Origin of the sequence: Serratia sp. 506_PEND (assembly GCF_001076875.1) — a bacterium.
In the GTDB taxonomy this organism is placed as follows: domain Bacteria; phylum Pseudomonadota; class Gammaproteobacteria; order Enterobacterales; family Enterobacteriaceae; genus Serratia; species Serratia marcescens.
The window spans coordinates 1-10,856 of sequence record NZ_JVEL01000044.1 but is presented as its reverse complement, the minus strand read 5'-3'; the positions used below and the strand labels follow the sequence as shown (position 1 = coordinate 10,856).

General features: G+C 59.4%; 10 protein-coding genes and 1 pseudogene. 2 read left to right on the top strand and 9 right to left on the bottom strand.

Annotated features, from left to right (window positions below; all coding sequences use genetic code 11):
• Together csrA and alaS are read right to left on the bottom strand one after the other, a co-directional pair.
• Positions 1-106, bottom strand: a pseudogene (csrA, locus tag ADK28_RS29575) (carbon storage regulator CsrA); the annotation flags it as partial.
• Positions 107-358: 252 nt separating this feature from the next.
• Positions 359-2,986 (bottom strand): alanine--tRNA ligase, encoded by a 2,628-nt coding sequence (gene alaS / locus ADK28_RS01380; RefSeq protein ID WP_048794686.1) that lies wholly within the window; start codon positions 2,984-2,986, stop codon positions 359-361.
• On the opposite strand from alaS, the gene ADK28_RS32375 reads away from it, so the two are divergent.
• Entirely contained in the window at positions 2,936-3,079 is a 144-nt protein-coding gene (locus ADK28_RS32375) for a hypothetical protein (RefSeq protein ID WP_162180460.1), read from the top strand. The two genes, alaS and ADK28_RS32375, sit on opposite strands and share 51 nt — an antisense overlap.
• Positions 3,080-3,119: 40 nt before the next feature.
• On the opposite strand, the gene recX is transcribed toward ADK28_RS32375, so the two are convergent.
• From recX to pncC, 3 genes are all read right to left on the bottom strand, one after another.
• The gene (gene recX, locus ADK28_RS01375) at positions 3,120-3,632 is read right to left on the bottom strand and encodes a recombination regulator RecX (protein WP_028127836.1); all 513 of its coding nucleotides are present in this window, start codon (positions 3,630-3,632) and stop codon (positions 3,120-3,122) included.
• 60 nt (positions 3,633-3,692) lie between these two features.
• Positions 3,693-4,757 (bottom strand): recombinase RecA, encoded by a 1,065-nt coding sequence (gene recA / locus ADK28_RS01370; protein WP_004932541.1) that lies wholly within the window; start codon positions 4,755-4,757, stop codon positions 3,693-3,695.
• 111 nt (positions 4,758-4,868) lie between these two features.
• Positions 4,869-5,357 carry a nicotinamide-nucleotide amidase gene (gene pncC / locus ADK28_RS01365; protein WP_048794685.1) on the bottom strand — a complete coding sequence of 163 codons (489 nt, stop codon included), beginning with the start codon at positions 5,355-5,357 and terminating at the stop codon, positions 4,869-4,871.
• Between the two features lie 240 nt (positions 5,358-5,597).
• Here pncC and ADK28_RS01360 point away from each other — a divergent pair, with 240 nt between their 5' ends.
• Positions 5,598-6,977, top strand: a complete 1,380-nt coding sequence (locus tag ADK28_RS01360) for an MFS transporter (protein WP_048794684.1) — start codon at positions 5,598-5,600, stop codon at positions 6,975-6,977.
• Between the two features lie 9 nt (positions 6,978-6,986).
• Here the strand turns inward: ADK28_RS01360 and chbG are convergent, their stop codons facing one another.
• From chbG to ADK28_RS01340, 4 genes are all read right to left on the bottom strand, one after another.
• Positions 6,987-7,748 carry a chitin disaccharide deacetylase gene (gene chbG / locus ADK28_RS01355; RefSeq protein WP_048794683.1) on the bottom strand — a complete coding sequence of 254 codons (762 nt, stop codon included), beginning with the start codon at positions 7,746-7,748 and terminating at the stop codon, positions 6,987-6,989.
• A 148-nt stretch (positions 7,749-7,896) separates the two neighbouring features.
• On the bottom strand, positions 7,897-8,745 hold the full coding sequence (chbR, locus tag ADK28_RS01350) for a transcriptional regulator ChbR (RefSeq protein ID WP_048794682.1): 849 nt from the start codon (positions 8,743-8,745) through the stop codon (positions 7,897-7,899).
• Positions 8,746-8,760: 15 nt separating this feature from the next.
• Entirely contained in the window at positions 8,761-10,146 is a 1,386-nt protein-coding gene (locus tag ADK28_RS01345) for a glycoside hydrolase family 1 protein (protein ID WP_048794681.1), read from the bottom strand.
• A gap of 43 nt (positions 10,147-10,189) precedes the next feature.
• Positions 10,190-10,856, bottom strand: a 667-nt coding sequence (locus ADK28_RS01340) for a PTS transporter subunit EIIC (protein ID WP_048794680.1), incomplete at its 5' end; no start/stop codon positions are given.

The window sequence follows — 10,856 nt, the reverse complement described above, 5'->3', positions numbered from 1 at the left end:
CGTTCACACCAATACGCACCTGGTTGCCTTTTACCCCTAGCACAGTAACCGTGACCTCATCGCCAATCATGAGGGTTTCACCAACTCGACGAGTCAGAATTAACATTCTTTGCTCCTTGAAAGATTAAAAGAGTCGGGTCTCTCAGTTTCCCCGTCATTATCCATCATATGTGGTGAAAACGTAAGCCGCGCAATCCACAATAAGTGTAAGCAGACTTGGTCCCACCTCAGATAACGGTAAGTTTAGCCGACCTGAAAAACTTTGTTCCCGCAATTGTAACTAAATTGTGTTAGCACAGTATGAAAACGCCATAATCAACAAAGTATTATGGCGTTTGTGCGTGCTATTTATTTATGTTCACAGCTTCGAGGCCACCCAGGCTTCTACACTGTTTAACGCCGCTGGCAGGGCGTTGATATCCGTCCCCCCCGCCATCGCCATATCAGGGCGACCACCGCCCTTGCCGCCGACCTGCTGCGCCACGTTGCCGATCAACTCGCCGGCTTTCACGCGGTCAGTCAGATCCTTGGTCACGCCCGCGACCAGGCTGACTTTGTCATCAGCCGTCGTTGCCAACACGATAATGGCCGAACCCAATTGATTTTTCAGGTCATCCACCATGGTGCGCAGCATTTTAGCTTCGACATTGTCCAACTGGCTGACCAACAGCTTCACGCCGTTAACCACTTTCGCCTGGCTGGACAGCGACGCGCTTTCCTGCGCCGCCTGCTGATCTTTCAGCTGCTGCAGTTCTTTTTCCAGCGCGCGGGTGCGATCGAGCACCGAGCGCACTTTATCGGTCAAGTTGTTGCTGTCGCCCTTCACCAACTGCGCAACGTCTTGCAACAAATCGCTTTGCTGGTGCAGCGTGGCGATAGCGCCAGCGCCGGTTACCGCTTCAATACGGCGGATGCCCGCCGCGGTGCCCGACTCGCTCAGAATGCGGAACAGGCCGATATCGCCGGTGCGGCTGGCGTGGGTGCCGCCGCACAGCTCGGTGGAGAAGTCGCCCATGGTCAGCACGCGCACGTTGTCGTCGTACTTCTCGCCGAACAGCGCCATCGCCCCCTTCTCTTTGGCATCTTCCAACGCCATCAGCTCGGTCTGCACCGGCAGGTTACGACGCACCTGCTGGTTAACCAGATCTTCCACCGCGCGAATTTGTTCCGGCTTCATCGCTTCAAAATGCGAGAAGTCGAAGCGCAGGTATTTGTCGTTAACCAGAGAGCCTTTCTGCGCAACGTGCTCGCCCAACGTTTGGCGCAGCGCGGCGTGTAGCAGGTGGGTCGCGGAGTGGTTCAGACGGATGCTGTTGCGGCGCTCAGTGTCGATCTGCGCGTCCACGCGATCGTTCAGCTTCAGCGAACCTTGCGCCAGCTTGCCTTGATGGCCGATAGCCTGACCGTATTTCTGGGTGTCGTTGACCACAAACTCGGCGCCGGCGGCTTTCAGCACGCCTTTATCGCCGACCTGGCCGCCGGATTCACCGTAGAACGGCGTCTCGTCCAGCACCACCACCGCCTCTTCGCCGGCGTTGATCTGCTCGACCGGCTGGCCGTCGCGGAACAGTGCGATGACCGTCGCCTGCTGCTCGTCGTGATCGTAGCCGCTGAACTGGCTGCTGCCGTCCACGCGGATCAGGCTGTTGTAGTCGGCGCCGAAGCCGCTGGATTCGCGCGCGCGGCGACGCTGCGCTTCCATCGCTTCTTCAAAGCCCGCTTCGTCGACTTTCAGACCGCGTTCGCGGCAGACGTCAGCGGTCAGATCGACCGGGAAACCGTAGGTATCGTACAGACGGAAAGCGGTTTCGCCGTCCAGAGTATCGCCCTGCAACTTGGCCAGCTCTTCGTCCAGCAGCGCCAGACCACGCTCCAGCGTGCGGGCAAACTGCTCCTCTTCGGTTTTCAGCACCTGTTCCACCAGCGATTGCTGGCGTTTCAGCTCGTCGGCCGCCGGGCCCATCACTTCGATCAGCGGCGCTACCAGCTTGTAGAAGAAGGTATCTTTCGCGCCCAGCATGTTGCCATGGCGGATCGCGCGGCGAATGATGCGACGCAGCACGTAGCCGCGGTTTTCGTTAGAGGGGATCACGCCGTCAGACACCAGGAAAGCGCAGGAACGGATGTGGTCGGCAATAACGCGCAGAGATTTGTTGTCCAGATCGGTCGCGCCGGTCACTTTCGCCACGGCGGCGATCAGGGTGCGGAACAGGTCGATCTCATAGTTGGAGTTCACATGCTGCAACACTGCCGCGATGCGTTCCAGACCCATGCCGGTATCCACCGAAGGTTTCGGCAGCGGCAGCATGGTGCCGTCGGACTGACGGTTGAACTGCATGAAAACGATGTTCCAGATCTCGATGTAACGGTCGCCGTCTTCTTCCGGGCTGCCTGGAGGGCCGCCCCAGATGTGATCGCCGTGATCGTAGAAAATCTCGGTGCACGGGCCGCATGGGCCGGTGTCGCCCATCTGCCAGAAGTTATCGGAAGCGAAAGGCGCGCCCTTGTTGTCGCCGATGCGGATAATGCGCTCCGCCGGTACGCCGATTTGCTTCTGCCAGATGTCGAACGCTTCGTCATCGGTTTCATACACGGTGACCCACAGTCTCTCTTTCGGCAGGTTGAACCAGTTTTCACCGGTCAGCAGTTCCCACGCGTAGCTGATCGCGTCGTGCTTGAAGTAATCGCCGAAGCTGAAGTTGCCCAGCATTTCAAAGAAGGTGTGGTGACGAGCGGTATAACCGACGTTTTCCAGGTCATTATGCTTGCCGCCTGCGCGCACGCAGCGCTGCGAGGTGGTGGCGCGGGAATAGGCGCGTTTGTCGAGCCCCAGGAAAACATCCTTAAATTGGTTCATGCCGGCATTGGTAAACAGCAATGTCGGATCATTGTTAGGCACCAGGGAGCTGCTTGCTACAACCTGATGACCCTTACTATGAAAGAAATCGAGAAACGCTTGACGGATCTCAGCGGTGCTCTTGCTCATAATTTTCCTGGAAAGGCTAGAATAACGACACGTGAGCCGGTGGCGCGTCATCCCGACGATGACAACCAGCTCACGAACAAAAAGTGGGGATAAGATAAATTTTCTTCAGAGGGAAGTAAAACCCCGTGTGCGCTCATTGCGCAAAATCACGGTAAATTGACTGAATTTCTTCCTGGAAGAAGCCGCGATAGAGCAGATAACGCTGCACTTTGGCTTTCTCTTTCCAGTCGGTTGGCAACGCATCGCCAAATTTTCGCTGCGCCACCTGTTTCGCCTGTTCGCACCAGTCGATATCGCATTCCGCCAGCGCGTCCTGCACCAGCGCTTTATCCACGCCCTTTTGCATCAGTTCGCTGCGGATGCGCTGCGCGCCATAACCTTTGCGGCTGCGGCTGCCGATGTAGCTGTGGGCGAAACGCTTATCGTCCAGCCAGTTGTGCTGGTAACAGTAGACGATAACCTGATCGATCAGCGCAGGATCCACCGGCTCTTCGGCCACCGTCGGCGATGTCGGCGCATGCGGCCCCTTGCCACCAAACCGGGCTTTCGCCACAAACGGCTGCGCCGCAAGTTTGCGGCGCAGTTCAGCTTCACTATGATCGCGTTGCGACAGCAGGCGCATGGCGCGGCTTAGCAAGTCATTCATCATTCAAGCCTGAATTCAGAGGATATGCGCCACATAAACGGCGGCGCACATCTTCAGCGATTAGAACTGCTCGCTGGTTTCCGCTTCGTCATCTTCGAAGTCGTCACCGGAGGCAGCCACCAGCTCACCGCCGCTGTGCAGCAGCAGGTCGCGCAGCTTCTTATCCAGCTCGGCGGCGATAGCCGGGTTTTCTTTCAGGAAGTTACAGGCATTCGCCTTGCCCTGACCGATCTTCTCGCCGTTATAGCTGTACCAGGCGCCGGCTTTTTCGATCATCTTGTGCTTCACGCCCAGATCGACCAGTTCGCCACGGCTGTTGATGCCTTCGCCGTACATGATTTGGAACTCAGCCTGTTTGAACGGCGCAGCGATTTTGTTCTTCACCACTTTCACGCGGGTTTCGCTGCCCACCACTTCGTCGCCTTCTTTGATGGCGCCGATACGACGGATATCCAGACGCACCGAAGCGTAGAACTTCAGGGCGTTACCGCCGGTCGTGGTTTCCGGGTTGCCGAACATCACACCAATTTTCATACGGATCTGGTTGATGAAGATCAGCAGGGTATTGGCATTTTTCAGGTTGCCGGCCAGCTTACGCATCGCCTGGCTCATCATGCGCGCCGCCAACCCCATGTGCGAATCGCCGATTTCACCTTCGATTTCCGCCTTCGGCGTCAGCGCCGCCACGGAGTCGACGATGATGACGTCAACCGCGCCGGAGCGGGTCAGCGCATCACAGATTTCCAGCGCCTGCTCGCCGGTGTCCGGCTGGGAGCACAGCAGGTTGTCGATATCGACGCCCAGCTTTTTCGCATAGATAGGATCCAGCGCGTGCTCGGCATCGATGAACGCACAGGTTTTGCCTTCGCGCTGCGCGGCGGCGATCACCTGCAGCGTCAGAGTGGTTTTACCGGAGGATTCCGGGCCGTAAATTTCGACGATGCGGCCCATTGGCAGGCCGCCGGCGCCCAGAGCGATATCGAGTGACAGTGAGCCGGTGGAGATCGTTTCCACGTCCATGGAGCGGTCTTCACCCAGGCGCATGATGGAGCCTTTGCCGAACTGTTTCTCAATCTGGCCCAGTGCCGCAGCTAACGCCTTTTGCTTGTTCTCATCAATAGCCATTTTTGCTCCTTCGTTTCGCAATGCCGGTGTTACCCCACACTGCCACTGAATGTATGTTGTGCAGGAAATGTCACTAATTATACTGTATGGTCATACAGTATCAAGCCTAATTTACAAAAATTCGTCGATGGCGGTTTGCAGCGCGAAAATCGTCGCCTGCAGCCGCACCGCGTCGCGGTCGCCCTCGAATTGCATCTTGCGCGACAGCCCCCGGCCATCGCTGCCGGCGAAGCCGAACCACACGGTGCCGACCGGCTTTTCCGCGCTGCCGCCGTCCGGGCCGGCGATGCCGCTCACCGACAGCGCCAGATCGGCCTGCGCCGCCCGCAGCGCCCCAATTGCCATCTCGCGCACCACCTCTTCGCTGACCGCGCCGTGCGCCGCCAACGTCGCTTCGCTCACCCCCAGCAGATCATGTTTCGCCGCATTGCTGTAGGTGACGAAACCGCGATCGAAATAGGCGGAGCTGCCAGCGATATCGGTAATGGCCTTGGCGATGCCGCCGCCGGTGCAGGATTCCGCGCAGGTGATCCAGCGGCCCTGAGCCTTCAGTTTCTCCCCTGCCAGCACGCTGAGCCGGCGCAGTTGGTTTTCACTCATAACCCCTCCCTTGCGAATTCAGATATATGCGCCCGATAGTAGCATTTATCAAGGCGCTGCAGCGGCTGGCGCGTGGAAATGCGCAGCGTCTCGCAGGAGGTGCGGTTTTAAGCGCCCGGCCAAGCTGCTAGTATCAAAAGAAGCGCCCCATCGAGCGGCGGCGCACCAGCACAAGGAACATCACGGAGGCGGCACGCTGCGGCGGCCTCAGGGCGCACCAGAAGAGATTAGGATGATAGCGTGAAAAAAACGTTGGGCGTATTCTTGCCGTTGTACACCACCACCCTGCTGCTGCTGTTGGGCTCGGGCCTGCTCACCACCTACGTCTCGCTGCGGCTGACCTCCATCCACGTCAGCAGCGCGCTGATCGGTGCCATCATCGCCGCCAACTACATCGGGTTGGTGATCGGCGGCAAGGTCGGCCACTTTCTCATCGCCCGCGTCGGGCATATCCGCGCCTACGTGGCCTGCGCCGGCATCATCACCGCTGCGGTGCTGGGGCACGGCCTGACGGCGTTCATTCCCGCCTGGGTTGCGCTGCGTCTGGTGATCGGGTTGTGCATGATGTGCCAGTATATGGTGCTGGAAAGCTGGCTGAACGACCAGGCGGAATCCAACCAGCGCGGCATGGTGTTCGGCTTCTATATGGCGGCGACCTATCTCGGCATGTCGCTGGGTCAGATCGTGCTGATGCTGCAAAGCAACCTGGGCATCACCACGCTGCTGGTGATCGCGCTGTGCTTCGCGCTTTGTCTGGTGCCGATCGCGCTTACCACCCGCACCAATGCGCGCCACATGTCGCCGGCCCCGATGGAGCTGCGTTACTTTGTCGGCGCCATTCCCAAGGTGCTGGCCACCACGCTGGTGATCGGCATGGTGGTAGGCTCGTTTTACGGCCTGGCGCCGGTCTACGCCAGCCTGCAATCCTTAACCACTCAGCAAACCGGCCTGTTCATGGCGCTGGCCATCTTCGCCGGGTTGGTGGCGCAGTTCCCGCTCAGTTGGCTGTCGGATCGCTATAATCGCCCGTTGCTGATGCGCCTCAACGCCATTTTGCTGATCGTGGCAGCGCTGCCGCTGGCGCTGCTGCCGCACATCGATTTCCCGCTGCTGCTGGCGGTCGGGTTCATCGTCAGCATGTTGCAATTTACGCTCTACCCGCTGGCGGTGGCGCTGGCCAACGATCTGATCGAGCCGGAACGCCGCGTCTCGCTGGCCGCCTGTCTGCTGATGGCGTTCGGCGTCGGCGCCAGCATCGGGCCATTGGCGGTCGGCGCGCTGATCGAACCGCTGGGCGGCAATATCCTGTACGCATTTTTCGCCCTGTGCGGCGTGCTGCTGGCGGCCCTCAGCCGCACGGCGAAAGCGGAAGAACCGCAGCTGGCGCAGGACGCGCCGGTGCCCCACATCCCGCTGCCAGACAGCCTCGCCAGCTCGCCGCTGTCGCCGGCGCTCAATCCGACCTTCGATGAGCAGATCATTCACGACACCATGCCGCCGCCGGAAGCGGCGCCCGAGGTCGACGAGCCACAGCCTGAAGCACAAGAGGCGGAGCCCTTGCCTCAGGGCGCCGATCCTGAAGAAGACACCGGCCTGAAAAAGGCGCACGCCATGCTGTAAACGGCGGTGTTACAGCTCCTGGAAGGAGCCCAACAGAAAACCGCGTTCGGCGATCGCCGCTTTCAGCGTCGGCGCGGTCAACACATCCAGCTCGACGAGGCGCGGGTGGCAGTATTTGCTCTGCAGGATCGTCGCGTCGAGGAACGCCGGGTGGCACATCATTTCCAATGACTCTGCGCCCTGCTCGTCGGCGCGCGCCAACCGCTGCAAGAACAAGGCTTCGGAAATCATTTCACCGTAGAATCCCGCGTCAAACGCGTCGGTGCTGCAGGGAGTCTGCAACGCCAGTTCGCGCCGTTTCGCCTCTTCGCGATCGAGACGCAACGGCAGACCCTGCGCTTGCGCGAACGCCTCCACCAGCGGATAAATTTGCGGCTGCATATGCACATGGTGATGGCTGTCGATATGCGTCGGCGGGCGGCCGAACAGCGTCACAAACCGCGCGAACTGGCGCTGCAGCTCCTCGTGAATTTCGTCCAGCGGCAGCTCGCCGGCCTCGGCGCGGCGCCACAGCCATTTGCCCAGTTCGCCATGTTCGTTGACCAACGAAGGCATGGCACCCAGCGGCTTGCCATGGGTCAAAACGAAATGCAGCCCGATCGGCAACCCCGGATATTGCCGGCTGAGCGCCGCCGCGTGCTGCGCGCCGCCGCCGTTCACCATCGCCGTGGTGGAGGAAACGACGCCATGCTGATACGCCTCGATGACGCCATAGTTCTGCCCTTTGCTCAGGCCGAAATCGTCGGCATTTACGATCAGTAGTTTTTCCATAGAGGCTCCCGCGGGATAGATTTTTGGCAAGAGAAGGCCGACCGCTCGGCGCGGCATTCCCCCTCGTTAAGGTAAAAATCAAATGATTAACCGACCGGCGCCCTGAAGCTCATTGGCATATCGGCGTTGATACTGATCGGGAGCGGCCCTAAAGAGGGCCGTAACACTTTTTTCGGTAATTGCCCGGGGTCACGTCGGTGAGCCGCTTGAAGTTTTTAATGAACAGGCTGACGTCGCCATAGCCGGAATCGAAGGCGATATCGGAAACCGAATAGTTGGTGACCTCCAACTGCGTCTTGGCGAAGTTGATGCGGATCTCATTGATCACCTGCATCGGCGTTTTATGGTAGTAACGCCGCATCGCCCGGGTCAGGTACTCCTGGGTTTTCCCCGACAGCGCCACCATGTTCGCCAACGCCTTTTCGCCGAACATCGCCTTGTCATGCATGCCGGCCAGGGTGTTCTTCAGCCACTGCGGGATATCATCGCCGCCGTCGTTTTCTTCTTTATGGTGACGAATGCGGCTGATCACGTAGAAGGTCAATGTTTCGAGGAATTCGGCGAAGTCGTCCTCACGAAACTGCGGGGAACTCACCACCGATTCGATATAGGCCAAAAACTCGCTTCTCAGGCTGTAGGCCTGCGAGGCGACAAAGCAGCGCGGCAGCTGTTGCAAGTAATGCTCTTCAAAGAACGCTTTGCTGACCGCCACGTTGAAAATTTTCGTCGCGCCGAACTCGTAAAAGCTCTGGTGGTAGGAACCGATAGGGATAAAGACGAAATCCCCGCGTTCCAGCAGCACCCGCTTGCCGTTGATCTCCTGATAGCATTTGCCGCTCAGCACGATGGTGAACTCGTAATAGTCGTGCTGATGCAGCCCGGTGGCGCTTTCCACCTTGTTGTAGATGAACAGGTGAAAGTCTTTGCAGTTAAAGAAATCCTGCTCGCGAATCAGCTTCACGTCGTTGGCACTCAGCGAAATTCGGTTATCGGACACGGCGCCGGCCTCCCGTTAGTCAAATCCGTTGCGTCTGGCCGCCTCGGCAAACCAGTAACCGCTTTTTTTAATGGTGCGCCGCTGATCCGCCCGATCCAGCCGCACCAGCCCATAACGATTCTTGTAGGCGTTCAGCCAGGACCAGCAGTCGATAAAGGTCCACAGATGATAGCCTTTGCACTGCGAGCCTTCCGCCAGCGCGCGGTGCAGCCACTTCAGGTGCTCGCGAATAAAGTCGATGCGGTAATCGTCCTCCACCCGCCCATCGGCGCCGATAAACGCCTCTTCGCCCTCGACGCCCATGCCATTTTCCGAAATATAACAGGGCAGATTGCCGTAGTTCTCTTTCAGATCCATCAGGATGTCGTACAGCCCCTTCTCGTAGATCTCCCAGCCGCGGTGCGGATTGATTTTGCGGCCCGGCATTGCATAGTAACTGAACAAATCCTCCGGCGATGCGATCGGCCCCTCGGCGCGCCGTCCCGCTTTCGCCTGCACCCTGCGCGGCTGGTAATAGTTGACGCCAAGGATATCCACCACGCCGCCTTCGATCAGCTGCGCGTCCTGCGGTTCGCAATAGGGCATCAGCCCATGCCGCTCCAACAGGTGCAGCAATGCGGCCGGGTAACGCCCTTTGGCGACCGGATCGAGGAAACTGCGGTTGAGCAGCAGATCGGCGTCGTGTGCGGCCAGCCGATCCTCCGGCGCGTCGGTTCGCGGATAGGTTGGGCTTAGGTTCAAAATGATGCCGATGCTCCCCGGCAGCCCCCGCGCTCTGAAACGTCGCACCGCCATGGCATGCGCCAGCACGCTGTGATACGCCACGGTGACCGCCCGTTTGAAGTCCACCACGCAAGGGTAGTGCAGGTCATTCAGGTAACCGGCTTCCACCGGCACGATCGGCTCGTTGAAGGTGAACCAGTGGGTGACCCGATCGCCAAACAGGCCGAAACAGGTATCGGCGTAACGCGCATAGGCTTCGACCACCGCCCGGCTTTCCCAGCCGCCGCGCTGTTGCATGCACAGCGGCATATCGAAGTGATAGAGATTGATAAACGGGGTGATGCCCTGCGCCAGCAGCTCGTCGATCATCGCGTTATAGAACGCCACCGCCTGCGGGTTCACCTCACCGTCGCCGTCCGGGATCAACCGCGACCACGAGATCGAGGTTCTGAAAGTATTATGGCCCAGCGTTTTGAGCAGCCCGATATCGGTGCGGAAATGGTCATAAAAGGTCGAGGCCTCGGTCGGCCCCACCCGTCCGTGAAAGCGCTCGGGCGCGATCTCGTACCAATAGTCGAAGATGTTGCGACTCTTGCCGTCCCGCGCGGCCGCCCCTTCAGACTGCGGCGCGGAGGTGGCGCTGCCCCACCAGAACCCGTCGGCAAATTGATATTCCATACTCGCGTCCCTCGCGGGGCGGCCGCGCCGCCCCGTTCCACAGTTAGAATTTCAGCGCCTTGGCGATGTCTTCTTCGCTTTCCGTCGCCGCGTCGATCTGGCTCTGCGCCTTGTTGGAGATCGCCACGAACGGCAGATAGATCACGGTGGCGACCGCCAGGTTGAACAGGCTCAGCAACATGGCCATGATGCTGCCGTTGGTGTTGAAGAACGCCCCCAGGCCGACCGGCATGGTCCAGGGCGCGATGTTGGTGATCGGCGGGATCAGCCCGGAGTAGTAGGCCAGGGAGGTGATAATGGTCAGCACCGGCTGCACCAGGATGAACGGAATGAACATCACCGGGTTCATGATCACCGGCAAACCGAACAGAATCGGTTCGTTAATCTGGAAGATGCCGGATGGCGTCGCCAGTTTGGCGACCTGGCGGTAATCTTCGCGGCGCGAGGCGATGAAGATGGCGATGATCAAGCCCAGCGTCGAGCCGGTGCCGCCGAGGTAGATGTAGGAATCGACGAACGGTTTCGCCCACATGTGGAACTCTTTTCCGGCGGCTACCGCCGCTTCGACCGAACCGTATTTGTTGTACAGCTCCACGTTTTCCAGCGCGAACGGCGTCATGATGCCGCTGTCCAGCGCCGCCAGCGCCATGGAGCCGTGCACCCCGAAGAACCACAGCAGCGAGGAGAACAGCACGTACACCCAGCCCACC